This window comes from Streptomyces nogalater (genome assembly GCF_039532885.1).
Classification (GTDB): Bacteria; Actinomycetota; Actinomycetes; order Streptomycetales; family Streptomycetaceae; genus Streptomyces; species Streptomyces nogalater.
Genome location: NZ_BAAASM010000006.1, coordinates 286,182 through 312,956 on the forward strand (window position 1 = coordinate 286,182; position 26,775 = coordinate 312,956).

Consider the following 26,775-nt stretch of genomic DNA (forward strand, 5'->3'; position numbering starts at 1 on the left):
GGCTAACTCACCGATCCTTCCCCTCCGTTCTACGTTCCGCGACGGAGGTGTCCACATGAACGAACCCAGGAAGCAGCCGCGCGCCCATCGCCTACGCCGTGCCGGAACAGGTCGCGGAGGCCATCGTCCGGCTGGAGGCGCACAACCTCCGGGTGGACGAGGAACTGGCGAAGGGGCAGCGCGAGTCGATCGAACTGCAGAAGGCCGCCCCGGCCGTCCAGCAGGCCATGGTGCGGGCGATGGAGCGGATCGCGGACCGGCTCGAAGGTCTCGCCCTCCCGCGTCCCCTGTCCGGCGCCGATGCGGTGGCGCCGCCCACCACGAAGGCCCTGCTGGCCGACTGGCGGCAGCGGCTGTCCGTGGTCAACGCATGCCTGCGGCCCTGCGCAAGCACGCCTGTATCCGCTCGCGGGGCGGCACGGAGGACGCAGCACCGGTGTAGGTGCTCGATCAAGGCTGACAGGCACTGAATGGCGAAGGGGGCGGTCGCAACGGATGGTTGCGGCCGTCCCCTTCACCGGTCGGAGGTTACCCACCGACGGGGCCTCAACCCCAGGTGATCAACCGCTTCGGCTGTTCCAGGATCGCCGCCACGTCCGCGAGCACCTTCGAGCCCAGCTCGCCGTCGACCAGGCGGTGGTCGAAGGAGAGGGCCAGGGTGGTGACCTGGCGCGGCTTCACCTTGCCCTTGTGGACCCACGGCTGGAGCTTGATCGCACCGACCGCGAGGATCGCGGACTCGCCCGGGTTGAGGAGGGGCGTGCCGGTGTCTACGCCGAAGACGCCGACGTTGGTGATGGTCACCGTGCCGCCCTGCATCGCCGCCGGTGAGGTCTTGCCCTCGCGGGCCGTCGTCACCAGTTCGCCGAGCGCCTCGGCGAGCTGCGGGAGCGTCTTGTCGTGCGCGTCCTTGATGTTCGGCACGATCAGCCCACGGGGGGTGGCCGCCGCGATGCCCAGGTTGACGTAGTGCTTGAGCACGATCTCCTGGTTGGCCTCGTCCCAGGAGGCGTTGATCTCCGGGTTGCGCTTGATGGCGACCAGCAGGGCCTTGGCGATCAGCAGGAGCGGGTTGACCCGCAGGCCCTGCATGTCCTTGTCCTGCTTCAGCTCCTCGACCAGCCGCATGGTGCGGGTCACGTCCACCGTCACGAACTCGGTGACGTGCGGTGCGGTGAACGCCGAGCCGACCATCGCCTGCGCGGTGGCCTTGCGGACGCCCTTGACCGGGACGCGGGTCTCGCGCGCGGTGTCGTACGACGCCACGGGCGCCGGGGCCGCGGGGGTGACGGCCGGGGCGGCCGGGGCCGCTGCGGCGGCCGGGGGGGCGGTGACCGGTTCGGCGGCGCGCGGCGTGGCCGCCGCGTGGACGTCCTCGCGGGTGATGATGCCGTCCGGGCCGGACGGGGTGATCGCGGCCAGGTCGACGCCGAGGTCCTTGGCCAGCTTGCGCACCGGGGGCTTGGCCAGCGGGCGGGCCTGCTCGGCGGGCGTGCCGCCGTGGCCGTTCAGCTCGGACTGGATCGCCTGCGCCGGTTCCGGCACGCCGGCCTGGGGGCCCTTGCGGGGGCGGCGCTTGGTCGAGGTGGTGGCCACGCCGTAGCCGACGAGGACCGGCTGGCGGCCCTCCGGCTTCGGCTCCTCCCCGGCCGGGGCGGGCTCCGCCCCGGGCTGCCCGGCGGGCGCCTCGGGCGGGGCTGTGGAGGCGGGCGCCTCGGGCGCGGCGCCGGCCACGGCGACCGTGATGATGGCCGTGCCCACATCCACCGTGGTGCCCTCGGGGAAGCGCAGCTCACGGACCACACCGTCGTAGGGGATGGGCAGTTCGACGGCCGCCTTCGCCGTCTCCACCTCGCACACCACCTGGCCGTCGGTGACCGTGTCACCCGGCTGGACGTACCACTTGAGGATCTCCGCCTCGGTGAGCCCCTCGCCTACGTCGGGCATCTTGAACTCGCGTACGGACGCATCCGTCATCGTCGTCACGTCCCTCTCCTCAGTACGCCAGCGAGCGGTCGACGGCGTCGAGCACGCGGTCCAGGTCGGGCAGGTACTCCTCCTCCAGACGGGCCGGCGGATACGGGGCGTGATAGCCGCCGACCCGGAGCACCGGTGCCTCCAGGTGGTAGAAGCAGCGCTCGGTGATCCGCGCGGCGATCTCCGCGCCCGAGCCGAAGAACACCGGCGCCTCGTGCACCACGACCAGGCGGCGGGTCTTCTCCACCGAGGCCTGGACGGCGTCGAAGTCCAGCGGGCTGACCGAGCGCAGGTCCAGGACCTCCAGGGACCTGCCCTCCTCGGCCGCCGCCGCGGCGACCTCCTGGCACAGCTTCACCATCGGGCCGTAGGCCGCCAGGGTCAGGTCCGTGCCCTCCCGGACCACGCGCGCCTTGTGCAGCGGGGCCGGGATGGCGTCGGGGTCGACCTCGCCCTTGTCCCAGTAGCGCCGCTTGGGCTCGAAGTAGATCACCGGGTCGTCGCTCTGGATGGCCTGCTGCATCATCCAGTACGCGTCCGAGGCGTTCGACGGCGAGACCACCTTCAGACCCGCCACATGCGCGAACAGCGCCTCCGGGGACTCCGAGTGGTGCTCGACCGCGCCGATGCCACCGCCGTAGGGGATGCGCACGACGACCGGCAGCTTGACCTTGCCCAGCGAGCGGGCGTGCATCTTCGCCAGCTGGGTGACGATCTGGTCGTAGGCCGGGAAGACGAAGCCGTCGAACTGGATCTCCACCACCGGTCGGTAACCGCGCAGGGCCAGGCCGATCGCGGTGCCGACGATGCCGGACTCGGCCAGCGGGGTGTCGATGACCCGGCTCTCGCCGAAGTCCTTCTGCAGGCCGTCCGTCACCCGGAAGACACCGCCGAGCTTGCCGACGTCCTCGCCCATGATCAGGACCTTGGGGTCGGCGTCCAGGGCGCGGCGCAGCGACTCGTTGATGGCCTTGGCCATCGCCATCTTCTCGGCCATCTCAGTGACCCCCTTCATCGGCGAACGACGCCTGGTAGGCAGCGAACTGGGCGCGCTCCTCGTCCACGAGCGCGTGTCCGTCCGCGTACACGTTCTCGAAGAGGGCGAACCGGTCCGGGTCGGGCATGGCACGGACCGCTTCGCGCACTCGCTTGCCCAACGCCTCGGACTCCGCCTCAAGTTCCGCGAAGAATCCCTCGTCCGCGTGGTTTGAGGCCTCCAGGTAGCGGTGCAGGCGCAGGATCGGGTCCTTCGCCTCCCAGGCCAGCCGCTCCTCGTCGCCCCGGTAGCGGGTGGGGTCGTCGGAGGTGGTGTGGGCGCCCATGCGGTAGGTGTACGCCTCGACCAGGGTGGGACCCTCGCCGTTGCGGGCCCGCTCCAGCGCCCACTTGGTGACCGCGAGGCAGGCCAGCACGTCGTTGCCGTCGACCCGGACGCCCGGGAAGCCGTAGCCCTGGGCGCGCTGGTACAGCGGGACGCGGGTCTGCTTCTCGGTCGGCTCGGAGATCGCCCACTGGTTGTTCTGGCAGAAGAACACCACGGGCGCGTTGTAGACCGCGGAGAAGGTGAACGATTCCGCCACGTCGCCCTGGCTGGAGGCACCGTCGCCGAAGTAGGCGATGACCGCCGAGTCCGCGCCGTCCTTGGCCACGCCCATCGCGTAACCGGTGGCGTGCAGCGTCTGGGAGCCGATGACGATCGTGTACAGGTGGAAGTTGTTGCCGTTCGGGTCCCAGCCGCCGTTGTTCACACCGCGGAACATGCCGAGCAGGTTGGCCGGGTCGACACCGCGGCACCAGGCGACGCCGTGCTCGCGGTAGGTCGGGAAGACGTAGTCGTCCGGACGGGTGGCGCGGCCCGAGCCGATCTGGGCGGCCTCCTGTCCCAGCAGGGAGGCCCACAGGCCCAGTTCGCCCTGGCGCTGCAGGGCGGTGGCCTCGGCGTCGAAGCGGCGGGTGAGCACCATGTCGCGGTACAGGCCGCGCAGTTCCTCGGGGGTGATGCCGACGACGAAGGCGTCGTACTCGGCGTTCGCGACCCGCTTGCCCTCCGGCGTCAGGAGCTGCACGAGGTCGGGGTCGGTGCTCTTCTTCGCGGTGCTGCGGGTGGTACGGGTGGTGCGCTTGGTGCCGCTGGTTCCGGTCGTGCTGCCGGTGGTGCCGGCTTTGCCTGCGGCGGTGCGTCGCGGCTTGCGCGCGGCACTGCTCTCCACGGTCACGTGTGCTCCTCCGTCGTTCCGGCCCCCGGGGTTGCCGGTAGGCCAGTGCGGCTCACCTGTTTCGACCACCGGGCACGGGGTGGGTGCCACTCGGCCGGGAACAGGCGTGACAGGTGCCCCGGCGAGCGCCCTGCAACCATCACGTTACCCAGTGCCCCACATTTCTGTGAAACCCCGTCTGACCTGCGATTTTGCTTGGATTTCCAAGTAAATCGAGGCGGTGGGAAAGCGCGCTGGTCACAGCCTTGCGGCAGGCCCGAGCAAGCGCACGTTATCCCGCCGACCCCAGTCGCGGGAAGGGTCCGATGTGAGACAGGACTCGTCCGTGAAGCAGGAGAAATCCTGTTATTACCGCCTGATTACCGGGGGCTGGAAAGCGAGGGCGTTACCGGGAGGGGCGCTCACTGTCACCCGGATGTACGAGCGGAAGCGCATCCCATGACCGAATGCGACCGTCGGCGACTGCCTGTGACAACGCCCAGCTCACGGGCTCCTCGCGTGCCCTAACATCTGGCGCGTGCCGCGCTCATGTGTACCACCCGTCGTGCCTCACGCGCCCCCTCTGGGCCCCCTGCTGCGCCTGTATGCCGCGGGTACCGCCCTCACCTGCGAGCCGGTCGACCAGGGGCTGCTCAACCGCGGCTACCGGCTGTGCACCACCCGCGGCCGTTACTTCCTCAAGCACCACTTCGATCCGGACACCGCCGACCCGGCCGCCATCGAGCGCCGGCACCGGGCCACCCAGCGCCTGGCCGCCCTCGGCGTCCCGGTCGCCCCGCCGCTCGCGCACCGCGAGGGCCGCACGGTGGCGGTCGTCGGCGGCCACGCCTACGCCCTGCACCCCTGGATCGACGGCAGGCACCGCCACGGCGGCCAGCTCACCCGCGCGGAGAGCGCCCGCCTCGGCGCGCTCCTGGGCGCCGTGCACGCCTGCCTGGAGCGGGTGATGCCGCCCAAGGGCCGTACCCGCCCGGCGGCCGGCCCGCACCCCATGGAGAGCGCCGACCCGGCCGACACCTTCGCCCTCATCGACGACCTGCTGGCCCACGTGCGCCGGCACCGGCCCGCCGACGCCTTCGACGAACTCGCCCGGCACCGGCTGCTGGAGCGCCGGGCCCTGCTGGAGCAGCACGCGGACCGGCGCCCGCCCCGCGGCGGCTCGGTGGGCTGGGTGCACGGCGACTTCCACCCGTTCAACCTGCTCTACAAGGACGACGCCCCGGCCGCCATCGTGGACTGGGACCGGCTCGGTGTGCAGCCGCGCGCGGAGGAGGCCGTCCGCGCCGCCGCCATCTTCTTCGTGCGGCCCTCCGGACGGCTGCACCTGCCGAAGGTGCGGGCCTACGCGCGCGCGTACCGGCGCGCGGCCGGTGCCACGCCCTCGGAGCTGGCGGCGGCCGTGCACCGCGTGTGGTGGGAGCGGCTGAACGACTTCTGGATGCTGCGCTGGCACTACGAGCGCGGCGACATACGCGCGGACTGCCAGTTCCCGGCCGCGTCGGCGCTCGCGGTGTGGTGGACGCGCGAGTACGACGCGGTGTGCGACGCGTTCGCCCGGTAAGCGGCCGGCGTCACCTCAGGGTGTCGCCGGCCCGGTCACCGGAGGTGCGCTTCAACCGGCGGAGTCGCCGGTGGTGCCGCCGACGGTCGTGGTGCCCTCGGCGCTGTTGCCCTCGCTGGTGCCCTCGTCCGTGTTCCCCTCGGTGGTGCCCTCGTCCGTGCCGCCGTCACCGGTGCCGGCGTCGGAGCCGCCGTTCACCGTGTCCGTGGGCTGCGACGGCGTGGTCTGCGGGGTCGACGGCACGTTGCTGGGGGGCGGCGAGGCCGGCTCCGTCCGGGTGTACGACGGCGTGGTGACCGGCGGCTGGCCGGAGCCGCCGCCGCTCGTGTTCCACTCACCGGTACCGGCCGAGGTGTCCGACGGCTCGCCGGTGTCCTCCTCGGTCGGGGTCGGCGAGGGCGACTCCTTCTCCGTCTTCTTGGAGTGCGTCGACGTCGGCTTGGTGTCGGAGCCCTTGCCCCCGTCCCCGTTGTTCGCGCTGTGCAGCGCCAGCGCCACGCCCGCGGAGATCGCGATGACCGCGAGGACGGCGAGGATCCACAGCTTGCCGCGCCCGCTGCCCTTGTTGCCGTGCCCCTCGAAGCCGCCGTCGTCGTCGCTGCCGTAGCCCGTGGGCAGGATCGGCTGCGGGATCTGCGCGGTGCCGCCCGCGTCCACCGGGTGCGGCATGACGGTCGTCCCCGCGAAACCGGCCGACGGGGTGTGCCGGCTGTCGTGCGCCTCCACCGGGCCGGTGCTCCAGGTGCCGGTGTGGGCGCCCTGCTCGTACAGCATCTGCAGGCCGTACTGGACCAGGCCGCGCATCTCCTCGGCCGTCTGGAACCGGTCGTCGGGGTCCTTGGCGAGGGAGCGCATCACCAGGCCGTCCAGCTCCGGCGGGCAGGTGCCGTCGACGACCTGGGACGGCGGCACCGGCATGTCCTGGACGTGCTGGTAGACCACGGAGAGCGGCGTCTCGCCGGTGAACGGGGGCCGGAGCGAGAGCAGTTCGTACAGCAGGCAGCCGGTGGCGTACAGGTCGGAGCGGTGGTCGACGGCCTTGCCGAGCGCCTGCTCCGGCGAGAGGTACTGCGGAGTACCCATGACCATGCCGGTCTGCGTCATCGTCGTGGACGCGCCGTGCAGGGCGCGGGCGATGCCGAAGTCCATCACCTTGACGGCACCGCTGTGGGTGATGATGACATTCGCCGGCTTGATGTCACGGTGCACGATGCCGTGCTGGTGCGAGTAGGCGAGCGCCTCCAGCACCCCCGAGACGATGATCAGGGCCTGCTCGGGGCCCGGCGCCTCGGCGTTCATCAGCAGGTCGCGGATGGTGCGTCCCTCGACCAGCTCCATGACGATGTACGGCACGGACTGGCCGCCCACCGTGTCCTCGCCGGAGTCGTACACGGCGACGATCGCATGGTGGTTCAGCCCCGCGACCGACTGCGCCTCGCGGGTGAACCGCGCCTTGGAGACCGGGTCTTCGGCCAGGTCCGCGCGGAGCAGCTTGACCGCGACCGTGCGGCCCAGGCGGACGTCCTCGGCGGCGAACACCTCGGCCATGCCGCCCCGGCCGAGCCGGTGCGTGAGCCGGTACCGCCCGTCGCCGACGAGCCCGCCGTTGCCCCACAGCTCCGGCGCGTCCGACATGCCGCCGCCAGTCGCCTCGGGGTCGGACGGGCCCTGAGAGCGCTGCGTCTGTGCCATCAGTCCTCGCCGTCGTTTCTGCCCGCGGTGCGCGCGGTGTTGTTACGGTCTCCGTCGGCCACGCTACAGCCTCCGTGGGGGCCCCCGGTCCGGAACCGCGACCGGGACGGACCCGAGACGGACCGGTCATGAAACCTCCAGCAGGCGCTGTCGTGCAAATTCTGTGCGCCGGTCGTACGTCCCCTGTAACGCTTGCGCGACGCTTCTTGCGCGTACGGTCACGGAACGGGCACCGAGCTTGACGTGTCGGTGCCCTCCGGCAGACTTGGCCGGGAATGAGACATTCGATCAAGGCCTGTTCGCTGGATCACGGCGCCGGACGGCCAGTGGGGGACGCGGAGAGATGAGCCAGCACGGCGCACCGGGCCGGTACGCGGGGCAGGCCCTGGCCCAGGGCCGCTACCAGCTGCGCGACCTGCTCGGCGAGGGCGGCATGGCCTCGGTGCACCTGGCGCACGACACGGTGCTGGACCGTCCGGTCGCGATCAAGACCCTGCACACCGAACTCGGCCGGGAACCGGCGTTCCGCGAGCGCTTCCGCCGCGAGGCGCAGGCCGTGGCCAAGCTCACGCACACCAACATCGTCTCCGTCTTCGACACCGGCGAGGACGAGCTGAACGGCATGGCCACGCCGTACATCGTCATGGAGTACGTCGAGGGCCGGCCGCTCGGCTCGGTCCTGGAGGAGGACATCCGGCAGTACGGCGCGATGCCCGCCGACAAGGCGCTGAAGGTCACCGCCGACGTGCTCGCCGCCCTGGAGATCAGCCACGAGATGGGGCTGGTCCACCGCGACATCAAGCCGGGCAACGTGATGACGACCAAGCGCGGTGTGGTCAAGGTCATGGACTTCGGGATCGCCCGCGCCATGCAGTCCGGCGTCACCTCGATGACGCAGACGGGCATGGTCGTGGGCACCCCGCAGTACCTCTCGCCCGAGCAGGCCCTCGGCCGTGGCGTGGACGCCCGCTCCGACCTGTACTCGGTCGGCATCATGCTGTTCCAGCTGGTCACCGGGCGGCTGCCGTTCGACGCGGACTCGCCGTTGGCGATCGCCTACGCGCATGTGCAGGAGGAGCCGGTGGCGCCCTCCTCGGTCAACCGCGCGCTGCCGCCCGCCGTGGACGCGCTGGTCGCCCGCGCGCTGAGGAAGAACCCCAACGAACGCTTTCCGACCGCCGAGGCCATGCGCGCCGAGTGCCTGCGCGTCGCGGCCTCCCTCCAGGCGGTGCCGCCGAGCATCGTGCCGGACGCCGGGCCGCGGCAGAGCGGTTCGGGTGTCGGCTCCGCGGTGTTCCCGCCGGTCGACCAGGCGGCATCGGCCCCGCAGGGGCAGCCGCGGATGCCGTACCAGCCGGCCCCCGCCCCGGCACCGAACCCGTACGGCCGGCCGACGCCCGCCCCGGCCTACGGCTACCCGCCGCAGGCCGGTTACCCCACTCCGCCCGCCGCCTACGGCCCGCAGGGCGCCGCCCAGACCCCGCCGCCGTACGTGATGGCGCCCCGGCCGGCCCAGCCGTCCCGGCCGTCCGGCGGCTCCGGGCGCGGGAGGCGGCCGGTGATCATCACCTCGGTCGCGGTGGCGGCCATCGTGGTCGCCGGGGTGACCGTCGCGCTGACCCTCAAGGACAGCGGCGAGGAGGTCAAGGGCGGCGGCGCCGTCCCCTCGGCGTCCGCGCCCCACCGGGCTGGTTACCGCGGGCCGGACCACACGCGGCGGATCGACGAGAGCGAGTGCACCGACCCGCAGGAGTCGTGGCAGGACTCGTCCAAGATCGAGCTGCCCGACTTCCGGTACAAGGACTTCGACTCCGTGCAGGAGTGCCTCCAGGCCGCGGGCTGGAAGTGGAAGATCGCCCACGAGGACGACAACACCTGGGGCGAGGGGACCGTGCTGAAGCAGTTCCCCGCGCAGGGCGCCGATGTCGACCCGGACGACGTGGGCACCATCGAGCTGAGCGTGTCGACGGGCAATCCCCCGCAGTAGTGATCCGTCCGTGGTGAGCGATCCGGCCGTGGTGCCCGGCGGGCGGAGCCCGGCCCGCGCGGCACGCCCACGGTGACGGGACAGGCCGAGGGCCCGGCGGACGACCGCCGGGCCCTCGTCGTGTCGTGGTCGGATCGAGTGGGCCGCTCGGGGAGCGGCCCAGCGGTTACAGGTACGGGCCGCCCGAACGGCCGCCCGGGTGGTGTTCGTCGCCGCCCTCGTGCCCGGTCACCCCCGGCGGGAGCGCGCGGCGCATCTGCTCCAGCTGGGCCCGCGCGGCCATCTGCTGGGCGAACAGCGTCGTCTGGATCCCGTGGAAGAGGCCTTCCAGCCAGCCCACCAACTGCGCCTGCGCGATCCGCAGTTCCGCGTCGCTCGGGGTGGCGTCGTCGGTGAACGGCAGGGAGAGCCGTTCCAGTTCCTCGACCAGTTCGGGGGCCAGGCCGTCCTCCAGCTCCTTCACGGAGCTGGCGTGGATCTCCTTCAGCCGTACCCGGCTGGCCTCGTCGAGGGGAGCCGCCCGCACCTCCTCCAGCAGCTGCTTGATCATGCTGCCGATCCGCATGACCTTGGCCGGCTGCTCCACCTGCTCCGTCACCGGGGTCTCGCGGGAGTCCTCGTCCCCGCCGCCGAGTGCCATCCCGTCCTGACCCACGACGAGGATCTGGGGATTCTCCGGCGACCGTTCGTTCCTCGGCATCTCCATGCCGCCATTCTCTCGCACGCCCCCACCTCGGCACCGTGGCGCCCCCGCGTGGCGCGGATCCGCCGTGTCGACCCGACGGCCCAATCCGAAATGCCCTCTTCCGAAGGGGATGTGAGGCTGGTTCCGTCGGTTATCCATCGGTCACGACACCTGGGCTCCGGGAGGTCACCGACGTGACTCCACGCCTGCGACTCACGCTCCGCTGTCTGCGGCTGCCGGCCGTCCTGACGGCGGCGGCGCTGCCGTGGTACGGCATCGCCGTCGTGTACGGCAGTCCGCCCGCGCACACCGCCGAGCCTGGCCCGGCGCCCGTGTCCGCCCCGGGATACGGCGAGGGGCGGCAGGGACCCGCGCGCGACGCGCCGCCGGGGCGGGCGGTACCGAGGCACCCGTCCCCGGAACACTCGGCCGGTGCCCGTTCCGCCGGGGCCGATTCCGCGGAGGTCCATGCCGCGGAGGTCCGTCCCGCGGGGGCGCGCCCGCACGAGCGGCATCCGGACGCGGACCACGGCGACCCGGACCAGGAGCGCCCGAAGCGGGACCACACCGACCGGGACGACGCGGACCGGGACCACCCCGGCCGGGACCACCCCGGCCAGGACCATCCGGGCCGCGACCGGCCCGGCCGGGGACCGTCCGCCTCCGCCGGGCTCGCGCACGAGGACCCCGAGGACTCGGCGTCCCCGGTGCCCATGCCGTCCGACTCCGCCTCGGCCTCGGCCCACCCCTATCGCTCGCTCGCCTGGACCGAACCCACCCGGGCGGGCAGCCGGGCCGGAGAGGGACGGATGCGCCCGGGCCGGCCGGACCGGCTCGCGCCCGACGCGGAGGAGGACGACGGCTCCGCCGCCACCCCGGCAGCCCAGCCGGCGGAACCGGAGACCACGGACGTGCCCGCCCTCTCCGAGGAACCGGCCGAGGAGGCCGGCCCGGGCTCCGCCCCGCCCCGGCCCCGCACCCGGCAGGCGGCCCCGCGGAGCGAGGCCGTGGCGGAGCCGGTCCTGCGGATCCTGCCGCTGGGCAGCGGCCTGGTGCTCATAGGCCTCGGTCTCGGCCTGGCCCTGCTGGGCCTGAGGCTGCGCAGAAGCTGACCGGCCGGGCCTCGCCAAGGCGGGGTCCGGCCGGCTCACCGGACCGCTACGGCGCCACCAGCAGCACCTTGCCGATGTGTCCGCTGGCCTCCACCAGCCGGTGCGCCTCGGCCGCCTCCGGCATCGGCAGCTCGCGGTCCACGATCGGCCGGACGTCCCCGGCGGCGAGCAGCGGCCACACATGCTCGCGGACGGCGGCGACGATGGCCGCCTTCTCGTCCAGCGGACGGCCGCGCAGCGAGGTCGCGCTGATGGCGCCCCGCTTGCCGAGCAGCGCGCCGATGTTCAGCTCGCCCTTCACTCCGCCCTGCATACCGATGATCGCCAGGCGCCCGTTGACGGCGAGGGCCTGGACGTTGCGGTCCAGGTACTTGGCCCCCATGTTGTCGAGGATGACGTCGGCGCCCGCGCCGTCGGTGGCCTGCTTGATCTCGGCGACGAAGTCCTGCTCGCGGTAGTTGATGAGCACGTCCGCGCCCAGCTCGGCGCAGCGGTCCAGCTTCTCCTTCGTGCCGGCGGTCACCGCGACCCTGGCGCCGACGGCCTTGGCGAGCTGGATCGCCAAGGTGCCGATGCCGCTGGAACCGCCGTGCACCAGCAGCGTCTCACCGGGGCGCAGATGAGCGACCATGAACACGTTGGACCAGACCGTGCAGACCACCTCGGGCAGCGCCGCCGCCTGCCGGAGGGGCAGGCCCTCGGGCACGGGCAGCAGCTGCCCGGCCGGTACGGCGACCTTCTGGGCGTAGCCGCCGCCCGCCAGGAGCGCGCACACCTCGTCGCCGACGGCCCAGCCGGAGACGCCGGGGCCGAGCGCGGCGATCCTGCCGGAGCACTCCAGGCCGGGGTAGGGAGAGGCGCCGGGCGGAGGGGAGTAGGCGCCCTGGCGCTGAAGGATGTCGGCACGGTTGACGGCGCTGGCCGCCACCTCGACCAGCACCTCTCCCTCGCCGGGCACCGGATCGGGGACGTCCGCCCACACCAGAGCCTCGGGACCACCGGGTTGGGGAATCGTGATCGCATGCATACGGGCGACGCTACTCCCCACCGGCCCGGTCAGCCGTGTGGGAGGGGGCGGGTGTCCGGGGCGACCTGGCTGCCCGGGCTGGCCCGGACGATGGTGATGAGCCGGTCGGTCAGCTGGAGGGTGCCGACGGACGGGTCGTCGTAGCCCAGCACCCGGTGTCCGCGTATGACGCTCACCACCAGGTCGTCCGTCTCGCGCGGTGTCTTGCCCACCTCGCCGCGCACCACCGGCCGTTCCACGAGGTCCAGCCCGCTGCCCTGCTGGATGAGGTCCTCCATCACCATGCCGGCGGCGGGGCTCAGCACGGACAGGCCGAGCAGCCGGCCGGCCGCGCCGGAGCTGGTGATGACGGCGTCGGCACCCGACTGGCGCAGCAGCGGGGCGTTCTCCTCCTCGCGGACGGCGGCCACGATCTTGGCGCCGCGGTTGAGCTGGCGGGCGGTCAGCGTGACGAGGACCGCGGTGTCGTCGCGCTGCGGGGCGACGATGATCTGCCGCGCCTTGTGCACCTCGGCCCGCTTGAGCACATCACTGCGGGTGGCATCGCCTATCACCCCGGCGAACCCCTCGGCGTTCGCCGCGTCGATCGCCTTGGAGCTGGGGTCGACCACGACGACCTGCTCCCTCTTCAGCCCGGTCGCGCAGACGGTCTGGATGGCCGACCGCCCCTTCGTGCCGAAGCCGATGACAACGGTGTGATCGCGCAAGACGGACCTCCAGCGGTTCAGGCGCCATTCCTCACGGGTGCGTTCGGTGAGGACTTCCAGCGTGGTGCCGACCAGGATGATCAGGAACAGCACGCGCAGGGGCGTGATGAGGAAGATGTTGGTGAGCCGGGCGCCGTCGCTGACCGGGGTGATGTCGCCGTATCCCGTGGTGGAGAGGGTCACGGTCGCGTAGTAGAACGCGTCGAGCAGATCCACGGAGCCGTCGGCGTTGTCGTTGTAGCCCTCGTGGTCGGCATAGACGATGAACGCGGTGGCCACCAGCACCGCCAGGGCCATGACCAGCCGTCTGACGACCTGGCGGATCGGTCGCTCCACCACTTTTCTCGGGAGTTGCACCCGATGGGTTACCAGATGCTCGTTCGCCTGGCGGGCGATGGCGTCATGGCCCGGAAGTTTCACGTGAAACACACCCCGATTCCGGCGGTCGCCCATGGCAGGTCCAGCAGCTCCGCCTCCTCGCCCGGCCGCTTCCCGCCCGGCGGTACGACGGCCAGCGCGTCGGCGGCGGCGACGCCGCGCAGCATCGCCGGGCCGTTGTAGTGCAGCGGCACGGCGTGGTCCCCGCGCAGCACCACGGGGATGAGACGGGTGTCGTACGGGTGCCCCTGCACCGCCTCCTTCAGGGGCAGGGTGTACGGCTCGGGGGCGGGGCGGGCGGCGAGGGTCCGCAGCAGCGGTTCGGTGAGCGTGAGCAGTCCGGAGACGGCCGCGAGGGGGTTGCCGGGCAGGCCGACGAGGTGCTGGTGCTCCTTGGTGCGGGCCAGCAGCATGGGGTGGCCCGGCCGTACCTTGACACCGTCCACGAGGAGTTCGGCGCCGATGCGCTCCAGCACCGGGTGGACGTGGTCGACGGGCCCGGCGGCGGTGCCGCCCGTGGTGATGACGAGGTCGGCCCGGGAGGCGGTGACCGCCTTGCGCAGCGCCCGCGGGTCGTCACCGATCCGGCGCACCGCGATGACGTCGGCGCCGAGCGCCCGCAGCCAGGGCGGCAGCATGGGGCCGAGCGCGTCCCTGATCAGCCCGTCGTGCGGCAGGCCGGCGGTCAGCAACTCGTCGCCCAGGATCAGCACTTCGGCGCGGGGGCGGGGAACGACGGTGACCGTGTCGTAGCCGGCCGCCGCGGCGAGGCCGAGGACGGCGGGGGTGACGAGGGTGCCGACGGGCAGCAACTGGTCGCCGGTGCGGCACTCCTGGCCCCGGGGGCGGATGTCCTGGCCGTGGAGCATCTCGCGGGTGGGGTGCAGCCGGTCCTGGGCGTCGGTCCGGCCGTGCTCGGTGCGCAGGACGGCGGTGGTGTCGGCGGGAATGCGGGCGCCGGTGGCGATGCGGACCGCCTCGCCGTCGGTGAGCGGCTCGGGCTGGGCGTGCCCGGCGAGCACGCCTTCCTCCCGTACCTGCCAGGGTCCGGGCCCGGCGACCGCCCAGCCGTCCATCGCGGAGGTGTCGAAGGAGGGCAGGTCGGTGAGGGCGTCCAGGGGAGCGGCCAGCACCAGTCCGAGGGCGTCGCCGAGGGGCATGGAGACGGGGGCGCGCCGGTCCCCGGCCGGGATGTCCGCCGTGCTCTGCCGGCCGTGGGCGCGCGTGGTGCGGGCGGCGCGGGCGGCGATCCCGCGGGCGTGGGGCCAGGGTGTGGCCGTGTGTCGCTCGGCGGGCCGCTCACCGGGCTGCCCCGGGGCCGGTGAGCCGGGCGAGCGGGCGGGACCGTCGTCCCGGGGTTCCCTGTGGGGTTCGCGCACCAGCGCCAGGGCCTCCTCGACGTCGAGGTCGTCGGTGTCGGCGGCGGGCGCCCCGGCCGGGGTGCCGGGGGCGGTCATCCGGCGTCCGGGGCGCTCGGGCCCCCGCCGCTCGCGCTCTTCCCGGCCGCGCCGTTCTCCTCTTCCCAGCGCAGGGCCAGCGCGGTGGCCCTGCGGGCGGCCTCGGCGACGGCCTCGGGGCCGCCCGCGCCCCGGGCCGCGGCGTAGCCGACGAGGAAGGTGGTCAGCGGGGCGGCGGGGCGGGCCACGCCGTGGGCGGCGTCACGGGCCAGGTCGAGCAGGACGCCGGTGTCGACGTCCAGGTCGATGCCCAGCTCGTCCTTGACTGCGGAGATCCATTCATCCAACACGTACCCATGCTCCCTGATGCGTGCCCTGGCGTCGGCGATGTCGTCCCAGGTGTCGCAGTCGAACGACGCGAGCGGGTCCGGGACGCGGGTGAGGCGGAGGGCTCCGGTGAGCCGGCGCAGGGGCAGTCCGGTGAGGTCGCCGTGGGCGGCGGTGAGGGCGGCCAGTTCACGGCGCAGGGCGGCGGTGCGGTAGGCGGCCACGAGCGGCTGGTCGCGGCCGCCCGCGTCGGTGAGCAGCGTACCGTCGGCGCCGGTGTCGCGCACGGCGGTGAGGAGCCGCCGGAGCGTACCGGGCCGGACGAAGGGGAGGTCGGCGGAGAGGACCACGGTGTGCCCGGCGGTGGTGTGCCGCAGTCCGGCCGCCAGGGCGGCGAGCGGCCCGCCGCCGGGCGGTTCCTCGCGGGTCCAGCGCACCGGCCGGGCGGTGGGCCGGGGCGCGGCCACGACGACGGTCGTCCGGGCGTCCGCGCAGGCCGCGAGCACCCGGTCGAGCAGCGCCCGGCCGCCGACCCGGACGCCGGGCTTGTCGGCGCCGCCGAGCCGACGGGCGGCACCGCCGGCCAGTACGACGGCGTCGTACGGGGCGGGTGTCCCGGGGGCGGCGGGTGCGGCGTCGGTCACCCCCCGAGTATGTCCCGCCGGCCCCTGCTTGCGGACCCGGCCCGGGTCACAGGATGCGCACGCTCTTCTCCCGCAGGGTGCGCATCCTGTGCTTTCACAGGGTGCGCAGCAGCACCGCGGGCTGTTCCACGCAGTCCGCCACGTAGCGCAGGAAGCCGCCCGCCGTGCCGCCGTCGCACACCCGGTGGTCGAAGGTGAGCGAGAGCTGCACGACCTGACGGACGGCCAGTTCCCCCTCGTGCACCCACGGCTTGGGCACGATGCGGCCGACGCCGAGCATGGCCGCCTCGGGGTGGTTGACGATCGGCGTGGAGCCGTCGACGCCGAAGACCCCGTAGTTGTTCAGCGTGAAGGTGCCGCCGCTGAGCTCCCCGGGGGTCAGCGTCCCGGTACGGGCGGCCTCGGTGAGCCGGGCGAACTCGGCGGTCAGGGACTCGGCGTCACGCCTGTGGGCGTCCCGGACGACCGGCACGACCAGCCCGCGGTCGGTCTGGGCGGCGAACCCGAGGTGGACGCGGCCGAGCCGGACGATCTCGCGGGCCTCGGTGTCGACGGTGGAGTTCAGCTCGGGGAACCGGGCCAGCGCGGCGGTGCAGATCCGGGCGAGCAGCGCGAGGAGGGAGACCTTCGGGCCCAGGGCGGCGTTCATGGCGGCCCGGGCGCGCATGAGTTCGGTCGCGTCGGCGTCGACCCAGCAGGTCGCGTCCGGGATCTCCCGGCGGCTGCGGGAGAGCTTGTCGGCGACGGCGCCGCGGACGCCCTTGAGCGGGATCCGCACCTCGCCCTCGGCGCGGGGCGCGGCCTCGGGGATCGCCGCGGCCTGCTCGCCGGCTGTGCCGGCGGGGGACGGTACGGCCTGGTCGGCGGCCGGGCCCGCGTGGGCGGCCCGGGTGCGCAGGGCGTTCTCGACGTCCGCGCGCAGGATGAGGCCGTCCGGGCCGGAGCCGGTCAGTTGCCTGAGGTCGACGTCGTGGTCCCGGGCGAGCTTGCGCACCAGCGGGGAGATCACGGGCACCGGTCCCTCGGCGGGTGCGGGGACGGCGGCCGGCGGGGGCTCCGGTGCGGCCACGCGCGCGTGGGGGGCGGCGTCGGCGGTGCCCGGCCGCCGGTCCCGGCCGTCGGCGGCGGCCGTGCCCGTCCGGACCCGGCGCCGGCGGGCCGCCGGCGCCTGGGTGCCGTAGCCCACCAGGACGTTGCCCGAGCTCTCCGGGCCGCTTTCGGGTTCGCCGACGGCGACCGTCAGCAGCGGGGCGCCGACGGGCAGTTCGGTGCCCTCCTCGCCGAAGCGGGCGGTGACCACGCCACCGTAGGGGCAGGGCACCTCGACCATCGCCTTGGCCGTCTCCACCTCGACCACCGGCTGGTCGACGGCGACCACGTCGCCGACCTGGACGAGCCAGCGGACGATCTCCGCCTCGGTGAGCCCCTCGCCGAGGTCGGGCAGCTTGAACTCCAGCACCTGAGCCATCAGCCCTCGGCCTCCCACTGCAGCCGGGCCACGGCGTCCAGGACGCGGTCGACGCCGGGCAGCTGGTGCCGCTCCAGCATGGGCGGCGGGTAGGGGATGTCGAAGCCGGCCACGCGCAGCACCGGGGCCTCCAGATGGTGGAAGCAGCGCTCGGTGATCCGGGCCGCGATCTCGCCGCCCGGGCCGCCGAACCCGGTGGACTCGTGGACGACGACCGCGCGGCCGGTGCGCCGGACGGCCGCGCAGACCGTCTCGTCGTCGAAGGGCACCAGGGACCGCAGGTCGATCACCTCCAGGTCCCAGCCCTCGGCCCGGGCGGCCTCGGCGGCCTCCAGGCAGACCGGCAGCGAGGGACCGTAGGTGATCAGGGTGGCGCTGCTGCCGGGGCGGCGCACCACCGCGCGCCCGATGGGCGCCACGTCCGGGGGCTGCTCGGGGTTCCAGGTGTCCTTCGACCAGTACAGCCGCTTGGGTTCCAGGAAGACCACCGGGTCGTCGGAGGCGATGGCCTGGCGCAGCAGCCCGTAGGCGTCGGCGACGGTGGCCGGGGTGACGACGTGCAGGCCCGGGGTGGCCATGTAGTAGGCCTCGGACGAGTCGCTGTGGTGCTCGACGCCGCCGATGCCGCCGCCGTAGGGGACGCGGACGGTGATCGGCATGGGCATCCGGCCGCGCGTGCGGTTGCGCATCCGGGAGACATGGCTGACCAGTTGCTCGAACGCCGGGTAGGCGAAGGCGTCGAACTGCATCTCCACGACCGGGCGCAGGCCGTACATCGCCATGCCGACGGCGGCGCCGAGGATGCCGGCCTCGGCGAGCGGGGTGTCGGTGCAGCGGTCCTCGCCGAACTCCTTGGCGAGCCCGTCGGTGACGCGGAAGACCCCGCCGAGGGCGCCGACGTCCTCGCCCATGACGTGCACGGTGGGATCGGCGGCCATGGCGTCGCGCATCGCGCGCGTGAGCGCCTGGGCCAGGGTGGCGGGCTTGACGGCGACGGTGGTCATCGGGCGCCGCCTTCCCGCGCGCCGGGCTCCTCGCCGGCCGCGCCGGAGCGTTCCTGCTCGGCTTCCAGCTCGGCCCGCAGCAGTTCGCGCTGTTCGCGCAGCTGGGTGGTGCTCTCGGCGTAGACGTGGTCGAAGAGGCCCAGGGGGTCGAGTTCGGGTTCCCGGTTCATGTGTTCGCGCAAGGAGGCGGCCATGGTCTCGGCGTCCTGCCGGGCGGCCTCGATGCCGGCCTCGTCCAGCAGCCCGCGTGCGGTCAGTTCGCGTTCCAGCAGCTCGACCGGGTCGTGCGCGCGCCAGGCCGCGACCTCGGCGTCCTCCCGGTAGCGGGTGGCGTCGTCGGCGTTGGTGTGGGCGTCCAGGCGGTACGTCACCGCTTCCACCAGGGTCGGGCCGCCGCCCGCGCGTGCGTGCCGTACGGCCTCGCCGAGGACCTCGTGCACGGCGACGGCGTCGTTGCCGTCGACCAGCCGGCCCGGCATGCCGTACCCGACGGCCTTGTGGGCCAGGGAGGGCGCGGCGGTCTGCTTGGCCAGCGGGACGGAGATGGCGAAGCCGTTGTTCTGGACCAGGAAGACGACCGGGGCCCGCCATACGGCGGCGAAGTTCAGCGCCTCGTGGAAGTCGCCCTCACTGGTGCCGCCGTCGCCGACCAGGGCCAGCGCCACCACGTCGTCGCCCTTGAGGCGGGCGGCGTGGGCGAGGCCGACGGCGTGCGGCAGCTGGGTGGCCAGCGGGGTGCTGAGGGGGGCCACCCGGTGGGTGAGGGAGTCGTAGCCGCTGTGCCGGTCGCCGCGCAGCAGGGTGAGCGCCTCGACCGGGTCCACGCCCCGGGCGACGACGGCGAGCGTGTCGCGGTAGCTGGGAAAGAGCCAGTCGCGATCCTCCAGGGCCAAGGCGGCGCCGATCTGGCAGGCCTCCTGGCCGGTGCTGGACGGGTAGACGGCGAGCCGGCCCTGTTTGGTCAGGGCGGTGGCCTGCGTGTTGAAGCGGCGCCCGCGCACCAGCTGGGCGTAGAGCCGCAGCAGCAGACCCGGATCGGCCTCGGCGATCGACTCGGTGCCGAGGACGCGGTACGGCTCGGCGTCGGGCAGCAGCGGCGCGGGGTCCATACGGGGCTGCCAGGCGGGCGGCGGCGATGGCCGGTACGCGCCCCGCTGCTCCAGAACCGTCATGACGGCACCTCCTCGTGGGAGCGGCTACGGGAGACGGAGCGGCTGTGACCCGTCTCACCTACCGATTGTTCGGTTGACGGGGCATTTTGGCTACAGGCACCCCGAGGCTGTGGACAAACGGTTCTCCACAGCCTGCAATGAACGCAGGACGTCCACGCCGGGAAAGCGGGGGAACATGGTGCCTGAACAAATGGCCGACGGACCGCAGGAGAGTGGCGCGCTGCCGGCGCCGCGCCCGCTGGACGCCATCGACCAGGACATCCTGAGGATCCTCCAGGCGGACGGCCGCGCCTCGATACGGTCCGTCGCCGAGCGCGTCCACGTCTCGCGGGCCAACGCCTACGCCCGGATCAACCGGCTCGTCGAGGACGGGGTGATCCGGGGTTTCAGCGCTCGCGTGGACCACGAACGGGCAGGTCACGGCACGTCCGCGTACATCACGCTGAAAATCGTCCAGAACACCTGGCGCACGGTCCGCGAGCAGTTGCGGCAGCTGCCGGGGGCCTCCCACATCGCCTTGGTGGGGGGCGACTTCGACGTGCTGCTGCTGGTGCACACGCCCGACAACCGGGCGCTGCGCGAGCTGGTGCTGACGCGGCTCCAGGCGATCCCCGAGGTGCTCAGCACCCGCACGCTGCTGGTGTTCGAGGAGGAGGACCTGGAGCCGGACGGCTGAGGTCAGGCCCGGCGCAGCCCGGAGAAGACCAGCCGGACGACCGCGTCGGCCATCTCCGGGCCGTTCGCGCCGCGCGCCTCCGGCCGGTACCACTCCACGATGGAGTTGATCATCCCGAAGACCAGCCGGGTGGCCAGCCGCACCTCCACATCGCCGCGTATGTCCCCGTCGGCCGCCGCCGCCTTCATCAGCTCGGCCACCCGGTGGTCGAAGTCGCGGCGCCGCTCCAGCGCCCACCGCTCGGTCTCGGTGTTGCCGCGCACGCGCAGCAGCAGCGTCACATAGGGCAGATCGGCGGTGAGCACCTCGACCATGCGGCGCACGACGTGTTCCAGCCGGTCGGCGGCGCGCCCCACGCGCGCGTGCTCCTCGTCCAGGATGGCGAACAGGCCGTCCAGGGCGCGGCTGACGGCCCGGCGCAGCAGCTCCTCCTTGCCGCTGACGTGGTGGTAGATCGACGACTTGGAGATGCCGGCCGCCTTGGACAGGTGCTCCATGGACGTGCCGTCGTAGCCGCGCTCGTTGAAGACCCGCACGGCGACGGAGAGCAGCGTCTCGGGGGTGTAGGTGTCGCGTCTGGCCGTGGTCATGGGGTGCTCTCCCGCCGGTCGTTGGCATAGGCGTGACGGTAGAGCGCGAGGGAGGGCGCGTAGCGTCCAAAGGGGTCGCGCTCGTGCATCTCGTCCAGGATGTCGAAGGCGAAGTCGCGGCCGAGCCTGCGGCCCCATTCGAAGGGCCCGAGCGGATAGTTGACGCCCAGGCGCATCGCGGTGTCGATGTCCTCCTCGGTGGCCACGCCCTTGGCGACGGCGTCGTGGGCGAGGTCGATGATCCGGGCGACGGTGCGCGCGACGATCATGCCGGGGACGTCGCCGATGACGCTGACGTCCTTGCCGAGCGCCTGGAAGAGTCCGGTGGCCTCGGCGAGGGTCCGCGGCGAGGTGTCCGGGGAGGCGGACAGGGCGATCCGGGTCGCCGTGCGGTAGTCAAGGGCGAGGTCGAAGTAGACGACGTCCCGGAACTCCGCCGAGGTCTGGCCGTCGGCGAGGACCAGCTGGCCGCCGCCGGGCAGCACCAGGCGGGTGCCGTGGTCCTCGTCCTCCTCGCGGACCTCGATGCCCGCCTCGCGGATCAGCGCGAGCAGTTCGGCCGCCGGCCCCAGGCCGCCCTCGGCGACGACATAGGCGGGCGGCTGCTCCTTGTCGGCGGTGTGCGGCTCGGGCCGCTCGGCACCCTCGGCGTAGTCGTACCAGCCCCGCCCGCTCTTGCGGCCGAGCCGGCCGGACTCCACCAGCCGGCGCTGGGCCAGGGAGGGGGTGAAGCGCACGTCCTGGAAGAAGGACTGCCACACCGAGTGGGTGACGGACTCGTTGACGTCCTGGCCGATCAGGTCGGTCAGTTCGAAGGCGCCCATCTTGAAACCGCCCGACTCGCGCAGCACCGCGTCGATGGTCGCGGGGTCGGCGGCCTGGGTCTCGTAGACGGCGAACGCCTCGGCGTAGAAGGGACGGGCGACGCGGTTGACGATGAAGCCGGGGGTGTCGGCGCAGGCCACCGGGGTCTTGCCCCAGGCACGGGCGGTCTCGTACGCGCGCGTGGCCGAGGTGAAGTCGGTGGCGAAGCCGGAGACCACCTCCACCAGCGGCAGCAGCGGCGCCGGATTGAAGAAGTGCAGGCCGACGAAACGGCCCGGGTGACGCAGGGCGCCGCCGATGGCCGTCACCGACAGCGAAGAGGTGTTGGTGGCCAGCAGGCAGTCCTCGGCGACGATCTCCTCCAGCTCGCCGAAGAGCCGCTGCTTGACGTCCAGCCGCTCCAGGACGGCCTCCACGACGAGGGCGCAGTCGGCCAGCTCGGCGAGGCCGTCCGCGGGCGTGAGGCGGGCGCGGGCCGCGTCCCGGGCACCGGCGGCGAGCCGGCCCTTCTCCACGAGCCGGTCGAGCCGGGCGCCGATCGCTTCGGCCGCCTCCCGGGCCCGCCCGGGTACGGCGTCATACAGCCGTACGGGATGGCCGGCGACCAGCGCGACCTGGGCGATGCCCTGGCCCATGGTGCCGGTGCCGACGACGGCCACGGGGCTGCTGAGGTCGAGTGCTGTCATGGGCGCGATCCTCCCGCACGACGTTTTCCACAGATGCGGCGGACCCCCTTGTCCCGACCGATCGTTCGGTTACTCTAGCTCCGACGGGCAGTCCCTGCCCAGGTCACGGACTCGATGAAGAGGCTCTCCAGACGAGGAGTTGGTCCCGCATGGCCGCCGAACCGACCGCCCACGAACTGCTCCGGAAGCACCGGCCCACGCTCGACCAGGCGCTGGAGGCGATCCGCACGCGCGCGTACTGGTCCCCGCACCCCGAGCACCCGAAGGCGTACGGCGAGAACGGCAGCCTGGACGCGGCGGCGGGCAAGGCCGCCTTCGACGCCCTGCTGGGCCACCGCCTCGACCTCGCCGACCAGCCCGGCGTCGACGACTGGGTGGGCGGGGAGGCCTCCCCGTACGGCATCGAGCTGGGCGTGACCTACCCGCATCCGGACCTCGACGTGCTGCTGCCCGCGATGCGGGCCGGGCAGCGGGCCTGGCGGGACGCGGGCCCGGAGCTGCGGGCCGTGGTCTGCCTGGAGATCCTGAAGCGGATCAGCGACCGCACGCACCAGTTCGCGCACGCGGTCATGCACACCTCCGGCCAGGCGTTCATGATGGCGTTCCAGGCGGGCGGCCCGCACGCCCAGGACCGCGGCCTGGAGGCGGTGGCGTACGCGTACGCGGAGCAGGTCCGCACCCCCGAGCAGGCGGAGTGGACGAAGCCGCAGGGCAAGCGCGACCCGCTGGTCCTCACCAAGCGGTTCACCGCGGTCCCGCGCGGCATCGGCCTGGTCATCGGCTGCAACACCTTCCCGACCTGGAACGGCTACCCGGGCCTGTTCGCGTCCCTGGCCACCGGCAACGCGGTCCTGGTCAAGCCGCACCCGCGCGCCGTGCTGCCGCTCGCGCTGACCGTCCGGATCGCCCGGGACGTGCTCGCCGAGGCGGGCTTCGACCCGAACCTGGTCGCGCTGGCCGCCGAACGGCCCGGCGAGGGCATCGCCAAGACCCTGGCGCTGCGCCCCGAGATCAAGATCATCGACTACACCGGGTCTACGGCGTTCGGCGACTGGCTGGAGACCCACGCCCGCCAGGCGCAGGTCTACACGGAGAAGGCCGGCGTCAACACGGTGATCGTGCACTCCACGGACGACTACCAGGGCATGCTGTCCAACCTGGCGTTCTCGCTGTCCCTGTACAGCGGCCAGATGTGCACCACCCCGCAGAACCTGCTCATCCCCCGCGACGGCATCGCCACCGACCAGGGGCACAAGTCCTTTGACGAGGTCACCGCCGACCTCGCCCGCGCGGTCGACGGCCTGCTCGGCGACGACGCCCGCGCGAACGCGCTGCTGGGCGCGATCGTCAACCCGGACGTCAGGGCCCGCCTGGAGGCCGCGGCCGGTCTCGGCGAAGTCGCCCTCGCCTCCCGCGAGATCACCAACCCGGAGTTCCCGGACGCGGTGGTCCGCACCCCCGTCGTCGTCAAGCTGGACGGCGCCAAGCCGGACGACGAGGCCGCGTACATGAGCGAGTGCTTCGGCCCGGTCTCCTTCGCGGTCGCCGTGGACTCGGCGGCCGACGCCGTGGAGCTGCTGCGCCGCACCGTCCGGGAGAAGGGCGCGATGACGGTCGGCGCGTACACCACGGACGCCGCCACCGAGCAGGCCGTCGAGGAGGCCTGCCTGGAGGAGGCGGCCCAGCTCTCCCTCAACCTGACCGGCGGGGTCTACGTCAACCAGACGGCCGCCTTCTCCGACTTCCACGGCTCCGGCGGCAACCCGGCGGCCAACGCGGCCCTGACCGACAGTGCCTTCGTGGCCAACCGCTTCCGGATGGTGGAGGTGCGGCGGGAGGCCTAGGGCAGGGGCGCGCCCCCGGTCGCGCTCCAGTGGTACAGCGTCATCGCCACGCTGGTGGCGAGGTTGTAACTGGAGACCTGGGGGCGCATCGGCAGGCGCAGCAGGTGGTCGGCGCGGGCGCGTAGTTGGGCCGACAGGCCGGTGCGTTCCGAGCCGAAGGCCAGGACGGCGTCGTCCGGCAGCCGGGTGCCCCGGATGTCCTCGCCCTCCGGGTCGAGCGCGAACAGCGGCCCGGCGGGCAGGTCGTCGAGGTCCAGACGCTCCACGGCGGTCGCGAAGTGCAGGCCGGCGCCGCCGCGCACCACGGTGGGGTGCCAGGGATCGAGCGTGCCCGTGGTGACCACCCCCGTCGCCCCGAAACCGGCGGCGAGCCGGATCACGGCTCCGGTGTTGCCCAGGTTGCGCGGGTTGTCCAGGACCACGACGGGGGCGGTGCGGGGCGTGCGGGCGAGCGCGCGCAGACCGGCCGCGCGGGACGGCCGTACGGCGAGGGCGGCCACACCGGTCGGATGCGGGCGCGGCACGAGGGCGGCGTACTCCTGCCCGGACACCTCCGTCAGCAGGGCGTCCAGGGTGCCGCGGACGTCCCCGGCCAGTTCCTCGGCGAGGCCGAGCGCGGCCTGCCGGTCGGTGGTGACCGCGACCGGCACCTCGGCGCCGAAGCGCAGCGCGTGCTTGAGGGCGTGGAAACCGTCGAGCAGGACGGCGCCCTCCGCGTGCGCGCGCCAGCGGCTCAGCGGGTCGGTCATGCGGTGAACCCTACGTGGTCGGCCGTGCTCTTCTCCGTGGAGCGCGCGACCGGGACCTCGCATCCGGTGTTCCCGGTGATCCGCCCCTGCGCGCGTGCCGCCAGGTCGCCGAGCCGGCGCAGGAACGACGTCGGCAGGAACACCGCGTCGGCGGCGATCATGGCCAGCGAGAAGAACGGCAGGCCGAGGACGACCGCGATCACCGCGTGCTCGGCCATCATCACGACCAGCAGGACGTTCTTGACCCGCCGGTTGAACAGGGTGAACGGGAAGGCGACCTGCACCATGACCGTCCCGTAGGCCACGATCATCATGATCGTGCCGCTGGAGGACATCAGGTCCGCGAGCCCGGGCCAGGGCGAGAAGTAGTCCAGGTGGAGCGGGTAGTAGACGGCGGTGCCGTCCTGCCAGCGCGAGCCCTGGACCTTGTACCAGCCGGCCGTGGCGTAGATCAGGCACGCCTCGGCCATGATCACGGCCAGGGCGCCGTTGTGCAGGATGTTGGCGATGACGTCCAGCAGGAGCCGGGGGTCCCGCCGGACCGCCCACCGTTCGACGGCCCACCGCAGAGCGTGCCCCGCCCACACCGTCCACAGCAGCACCGGGATCTGCCAGCCGCTGACGAACCGCCCGGTCACCGTCGCGATGAGGAGCGCCAGGCCGAGCACCGCCCACAGCGCCGGCCCCACCAGGTCGGCGGTCACCCGCTCCCCGCGCGCGCGTGCCGCCTCCGCCCGGGCCGCGCGGCGGGCGTCCAGGGACCACACCTGTCCGCAGCGCGTGAACACCAGGTAGATCGACATCAGGTGCAGGACGTTGTCGCCGCCGTCACCGATGAAGACACTGCGGTTCTGCAGCGACAGCACGCCCATCATGAACAGCACGGACGAGGTCCGGGTGCGCCAGCCGAGCGCCAGGGCCACGGCGGCGAGGATGGCCAGCAGGTAGCAGACCTCGAACCAGAGCCGCCCGTCGGACCACAGCAGCGCCGTGAACGCGCGGTTGTCGGCGGTCAGCTGCTTGGCGAGGTTCCAGCCCCACGGTCCGGAGGGACCGTACAGCTCCTGGCGGTGGGGGAACTCGCGCAGCAGGAACAGCAGCCAGGTCCCCGCGAACCCGATCCGGATCACGGCGCTCTGGTACGGCCCGAGGGCCGCCCCGGTGACCCGGGCGATACCGTTCGCCAGCGTCAGAAAGAGACGGTTCACCGCACGCCTCCCGCGGCCTCGTCGGGCGTCAGGGACCACCAGGGCAGCAGGCGGTAGACGGGCTTGTCGGACACGCGCTCACGGCTCCAGGGCGGCGGCTGCACATTGGTGGTGCTGGAACGGACCTGCACCCGCTGGATCACGCCTTCCCGGCTCGTCGGATCGCTCCGGTACAGGCGCATCACCACGATCCGGCGCAGGTACTGCTCCGACAGCGAGCCGCGCAGACCCACGGCGCGGTTGTCGGCGCCGTGGGTGGCGGCGAAGAAGTCCCAGGCCCGGCGCAGTTCGTTCTGCTGCGTGTGGCTGGGCGCCAGGTTGCCGTCGATGGCGGCGCCGTCCTGGGCGGACAGGTCGGTCCACCCGGTGGTGCGCAGCCCGCCGTCGCGCATGCGCACCTCGGCGCGGACCTGTACGGCGATGTTCTGCTGGAGCGGGTTCGGGGCGAACAGCTTCCAGTTCTGCTCGAACTCGGGGTACACCCAGTCCTCTATCGCCTCGCCGTGCCGCTTCGTCACGGTGTTGGAGGGCGCGAGGGTGAGGAACACCATCAGCAGATGCACACAGGCGGCCACGGCGATCACCGCGAGGGCGAACGCGGCGACGACCTGATAGCCGGTGGAGAGGGCGGCCACACCGGTACGGGGCCAGAACACGAGCCCACCGATACGGGGCTCGGAAGCGGACACGGTGCCGCCGGCGCTGGGCTCGGAAGCGGGCCGGCCGGGGTGCGGCCCCGTGCCGGTGTCACCGGCACGGGGGTCGGAAGCGGGAACGGCGGTACGGGGACCAGGCCCGGTGACACCGGCGCGCGACTCGGGCGCGGGCACGGCGGCGCGGTGC

General features: G+C 73.1%; 23 protein-coding genes. 6 read left to right on the plus strand and 17 right to left on the minus strand.

Going from position 1 to position 26,775, the window contains the following annotated elements:
- Positions 1 to 98 precede the first annotated feature (98 nt).
- A complete protein-coding gene (locus ABD350_RS07025) occupies positions 99 to 470 on the plus strand; it encodes a hypothetical protein (RefSeq protein ID WP_344346894.1) in 372 nt (123 codons plus the stop codon).
- Positions 471 to 546: 76 nt separating this feature from the next.
- Here ABD350_RS07025 and ABD350_RS07030 read toward each other — a convergent pair whose 3' ends face one another.
- The 3 genes from ABD350_RS07030 to pdhA (ABD350_RS07040) are packed head-to-tail and all read right to left on the minus strand — an operon-like array spanning position 547 to position 4,193.
- Positions 547 to 1,986, minus strand: coding sequence for a dihydrolipoamide acetyltransferase family protein (locus ABD350_RS07030; RefSeq protein WP_344346895.1), 1,440 nt, complete (start codon positions 1,984 to 1,986; stop codon positions 547 to 549).
- A gap of 10 nt (positions 1,987 to 1,996) precedes the next feature.
- Positions 1,997 to 2,974 carry an alpha-ketoacid dehydrogenase subunit beta gene (locus ABD350_RS07035; protein WP_344346896.1) on the minus strand — a complete coding sequence of 326 codons (978 nt, stop codon included), beginning with the start codon at positions 2,972 to 2,974 and terminating at the stop codon, positions 1,997 to 1,999.
- 1 nt (position 2,975) lies between these two features.
- Entirely contained in the window at positions 2,976 to 4,193 is a 1,218-nt protein-coding gene (pdhA, locus tag ABD350_RS07040; protein ID WP_344346897.1) for a pyruvate dehydrogenase (acetyl-transferring) E1 component subunit alpha, read from the minus strand.
- A 544-nt stretch (positions 4,194 to 4,737) separates the two neighbouring features.
- Here pdhA (ABD350_RS07040) and ABD350_RS07045 point away from each other — a divergent pair.
- Positions 4,738 to 5,754, plus strand: a complete 1,017-nt coding sequence (locus ABD350_RS07045; protein WP_344346898.1) for a phosphotransferase — start codon at positions 4,738 to 4,740, stop codon at positions 5,752 to 5,754.
- Positions 5,755 to 5,805: 51 nt separating this feature from the next.
- On the opposite strand, the gene ABD350_RS07050 is transcribed toward ABD350_RS07045, so the two are convergent.
- The gene (locus ABD350_RS07050; protein ID WP_344346899.1) at positions 5,806 to 7,446 is read right to left on the minus strand and encodes a protein kinase domain-containing protein; all 1,641 of its coding nucleotides are present in this window, start codon (positions 7,444 to 7,446) and stop codon (positions 5,806 to 5,808) included.
- Between the two features lie 343 nt (positions 7,447 to 7,789).
- On the opposite strand from ABD350_RS07050, the gene ABD350_RS07055 reads away from it, so the two are divergent.
- Complete coding sequence (locus ABD350_RS07055; RefSeq protein ID WP_344346900.1) at positions 7,790 to 9,433, plus strand: protein kinase domain-containing protein; 1,644 nt, start codon at positions 7,790 to 7,792, stop codon at positions 9,431 to 9,433.
- 166 nt (positions 9,434 to 9,599) lie between these two features.
- Here ABD350_RS07055 and ABD350_RS07060 read toward each other — a convergent pair whose 3' ends face one another.
- Positions 9,600 to 10,139: a bacterial proteasome activator family protein gene (locus tag ABD350_RS07060; protein ID WP_344346901.1), complete on the minus strand. Its 540-nt coding sequence runs from the start codon at positions 10,137 to 10,139 to the stop codon at positions 9,600 to 9,602.
- Positions 10,140 to 10,312: 173 nt separating this feature from the next.
- Here ABD350_RS07060 and ABD350_RS07065 point away from each other — a divergent pair, with 173 nt between their 5' ends.
- Positions 10,313 to 11,230 carry a hypothetical protein gene (locus ABD350_RS07065; RefSeq protein ID WP_344346902.1) on the plus strand — a complete coding sequence of 306 codons (918 nt, stop codon included), beginning with the start codon at positions 10,313 to 10,315 and terminating at the stop codon, positions 11,228 to 11,230.
- A gap of 46 nt (positions 11,231 to 11,276) precedes the next feature.
- Here the strand turns inward: ABD350_RS07065 and ABD350_RS07070 are convergent, their stop codons facing one another.
- From ABD350_RS07070 to pdhA (ABD350_RS07100), 7 genes are all read right to left on the minus strand, one after another.
- On the minus strand, positions 11,277 to 12,257 hold the full coding sequence (locus ABD350_RS07070; RefSeq protein WP_344346904.1) for an NAD(P)H-quinone oxidoreductase: 981 nt from the start codon (positions 12,255 to 12,257) through the stop codon (positions 11,277 to 11,279).
- A gap of 29 nt (positions 12,258 to 12,286) precedes the next feature.
- The gene (locus ABD350_RS07075; protein ID WP_344346905.1) at positions 12,287 to 13,384 is read right to left on the minus strand and encodes a potassium channel family protein; all 1,098 of its coding nucleotides are present in this window, start codon (positions 13,382 to 13,384) and stop codon (positions 12,287 to 12,289) included.
- A complete protein-coding gene (locus ABD350_RS07080) occupies positions 13,381 to 14,799 on the minus strand; it encodes a molybdopterin molybdotransferase MoeA (RefSeq protein WP_344346906.1) in 1,419 nt (472 codons plus the stop codon). Before ABD350_RS07080 ends, ABD350_RS07075 begins: the two co-directional genes overlap by 4 nt.
- Complete coding sequence (locus tag ABD350_RS07085; protein WP_344346907.1) at positions 14,796 to 15,710, minus strand: NTP transferase domain-containing protein; 915 nt, start codon at positions 15,708 to 15,710, stop codon at positions 14,796 to 14,798. The genes ABD350_RS07080 and ABD350_RS07085 overlap by 4 nt, the downstream gene beginning before the upstream one ends.
- 94 nt (positions 15,711 to 15,804) lie before the next feature.
- Positions 15,805 to 17,178 carry a dihydrolipoamide acetyltransferase family protein gene (locus ABD350_RS07090; RefSeq protein WP_344346908.1) on the minus strand — a complete coding sequence of 458 codons (1,374 nt, stop codon included), beginning with the start codon at positions 17,176 to 17,178 and terminating at the stop codon, positions 15,805 to 15,807.
- Entirely contained in the window at positions 17,178 to 18,182 is a 1,005-nt protein-coding gene (locus ABD350_RS07095) for an alpha-ketoacid dehydrogenase subunit beta (protein WP_344346909.1), read from the minus strand. The genes ABD350_RS07090 and ABD350_RS07095 overlap by 1 nt, the downstream gene beginning before the upstream one ends.
- Positions 18,179 to 19,354, minus strand: a complete 1,176-nt coding sequence (pdhA, locus tag ABD350_RS07100; protein WP_344346911.1) for a pyruvate dehydrogenase (acetyl-transferring) E1 component subunit alpha — start codon at positions 19,352 to 19,354, stop codon at positions 18,179 to 18,181. Before pdhA (ABD350_RS07100) ends, ABD350_RS07095 begins: the two co-directional genes overlap by 4 nt.
- Before the next feature lie 190 nt (positions 19,355 to 19,544).
- Between pdhA (ABD350_RS07100) and ABD350_RS07105 the strand changes: the two genes are divergently transcribed.
- Entirely contained in the window at positions 19,545 to 20,030 is a 486-nt protein-coding gene (locus ABD350_RS07105; protein WP_344346912.1) for an Lrp/AsnC family transcriptional regulator, read from the plus strand.
- Positions 20,031 to 20,032: 2 nt separating this feature from the next.
- On the opposite strand, the gene ABD350_RS07110 is transcribed toward ABD350_RS07105, so the two are convergent.
- Together ABD350_RS07110 and ABD350_RS07115 are read right to left on the minus strand one after the other, a co-directional pair.
- Positions 20,033 to 20,620 carry a TetR/AcrR family transcriptional regulator gene (locus tag ABD350_RS07110; RefSeq protein WP_344346913.1) on the minus strand — a complete coding sequence of 196 codons (588 nt, stop codon included), beginning with the start codon at positions 20,618 to 20,620 and terminating at the stop codon, positions 20,033 to 20,035.
- Entirely contained in the window at positions 20,617 to 22,131 is a 1,515-nt protein-coding gene (locus ABD350_RS07115) for a 3-hydroxyacyl-CoA dehydrogenase (protein ID WP_344346914.1), read from the minus strand. The genes ABD350_RS07110 and ABD350_RS07115 overlap by 4 nt, the downstream gene beginning before the upstream one ends.
- 149 nt (positions 22,132 to 22,280) lie before the next feature.
- Between ABD350_RS07115 and paaN the strand changes: the two genes are divergently transcribed.
- Positions 22,281 to 23,975 carry a phenylacetic acid degradation protein PaaN gene (gene paaN, locus ABD350_RS07120; protein WP_344346916.1) on the plus strand — a complete coding sequence of 565 codons (1,695 nt, stop codon included), beginning with the start codon at positions 22,281 to 22,283 and terminating at the stop codon, positions 23,973 to 23,975.
- On the opposite strand, the gene ABD350_RS07125 is transcribed toward paaN, so the two are convergent.
- The 3 genes from ABD350_RS07125 to ABD350_RS07135 are packed head-to-tail and all read right to left on the minus strand — an operon-like array spanning position 23,972 to position 26,588.
- Positions 23,972 to 24,724 carry a TrmH family RNA methyltransferase gene (locus ABD350_RS07125; protein ID WP_344346917.1) on the minus strand — a complete coding sequence of 251 codons (753 nt, stop codon included), beginning with the start codon at positions 24,722 to 24,724 and terminating at the stop codon, positions 23,972 to 23,974. The two genes, paaN and ABD350_RS07125, sit on opposite strands and share 4 nt — an antisense overlap.
- Positions 24,721 to 25,932 carry an HTTM domain-containing protein gene (locus ABD350_RS07130; protein WP_344346918.1) on the minus strand — a complete coding sequence of 404 codons (1,212 nt, stop codon included), beginning with the start codon at positions 25,930 to 25,932 and terminating at the stop codon, positions 24,721 to 24,723. The genes ABD350_RS07125 and ABD350_RS07130 overlap by 4 nt, the downstream gene beginning before the upstream one ends.
- Complete coding sequence (locus ABD350_RS07135) at positions 25,929 to 26,588, minus strand: DUF5819 family protein (RefSeq protein WP_382466728.1); 660 nt, start codon at positions 26,586 to 26,588, stop codon at positions 25,929 to 25,931. The genes ABD350_RS07130 and ABD350_RS07135 overlap by 4 nt, the downstream gene beginning before the upstream one ends.
- Positions 26,589 to 26,775: the final 187 nt, after the last annotated feature.

Excerpts from the sequence above, each read along its gene's own strand:
- ABD350_RS07035 (WP_344346896.1), bottom strand. The coding sequence starts at position 2,974 with ATGGCCGAGAAGATGGCGATGGCCAAGGCCATCAACGAGTCGCTGCGC.
- ABD350_RS07050 (WP_344346899.1), bottom strand. The coding sequence starts at position 7,446 with ATGGCACAGACGCAGCGCTCTCAGGGCCCGTCCGACCCCGAGGCGACT.
- ABD350_RS07055 (WP_344346900.1), top strand. The coding sequence starts at position 7,790 with ATGAGCCAGCACGGCGCACCGGGCCGGTACGCGGGGCAGGCCCTGGCC.
- ABD350_RS07060 (WP_344346901.1), bottom strand. The coding sequence starts at position 10,139 with ATGGAGATGCCGAGGAACGAACGGTCGCCGGAGAATCCCCAGATCCTC.
- ABD350_RS07070 (WP_344346904.1), bottom strand. The coding sequence starts at position 12,257 with ATGCATGCGATCACGATTCCCCAACCCGGTGGTCCCGAGGCTCTGGTG.
- ABD350_RS07080 (WP_344346906.1), bottom strand. The coding sequence starts at position 14,799 with ATGACCGCCCCCGGCACCCCGGCCGGGGCGCCCGCCGCCGACACCGAC.
- ABD350_RS07090 (WP_344346908.1), bottom strand. The coding sequence starts at position 17,178 with ATGGCTCAGGTGCTGGAGTTCAAGCTGCCCGACCTCGGCGAGGGGCTC.
- ABD350_RS07095 (WP_344346909.1), bottom strand. The coding sequence starts at position 18,182 with ATGACCACCGTCGCCGTCAAGCCCGCCACCCTGGCCCAGGCGCTCACG.
- pdhA (WP_344346911.1), bottom strand. The coding sequence starts at position 19,354 with ATGACGGTTCTGGAGCAGCGGGGCGCGTACCGGCCATCGCCGCCGCCC.
- ABD350_RS07105 (WP_344346912.1), top strand. The coding sequence starts at position 19,545 with ATGGCCGACGGACCGCAGGAGAGTGGCGCGCTGCCGGCGCCGCGCCCG.
- ABD350_RS07110 (WP_344346913.1), bottom strand. The coding sequence starts at position 20,620 with ATGACCACGGCCAGACGCGACACCTACACCCCCGAGACGCTGCTCTCC.
- ABD350_RS07115 (WP_344346914.1), bottom strand. The coding sequence starts at position 22,131 with ATGACAGCACTCGACCTCAGCAGCCCCGTGGCCGTCGTCGGCACCGGC.
- paaN (WP_344346916.1), top strand. The coding sequence starts at position 22,281 with ATGGCCGCCGAACCGACCGCCCACGAACTGCTCCGGAAGCACCGGCCC.
- ABD350_RS07125 (WP_344346917.1), bottom strand. The coding sequence starts at position 24,724 with ATGACCGACCCGCTGAGCCGCTGGCGCGCGCACGCGGAGGGCGCCGTC.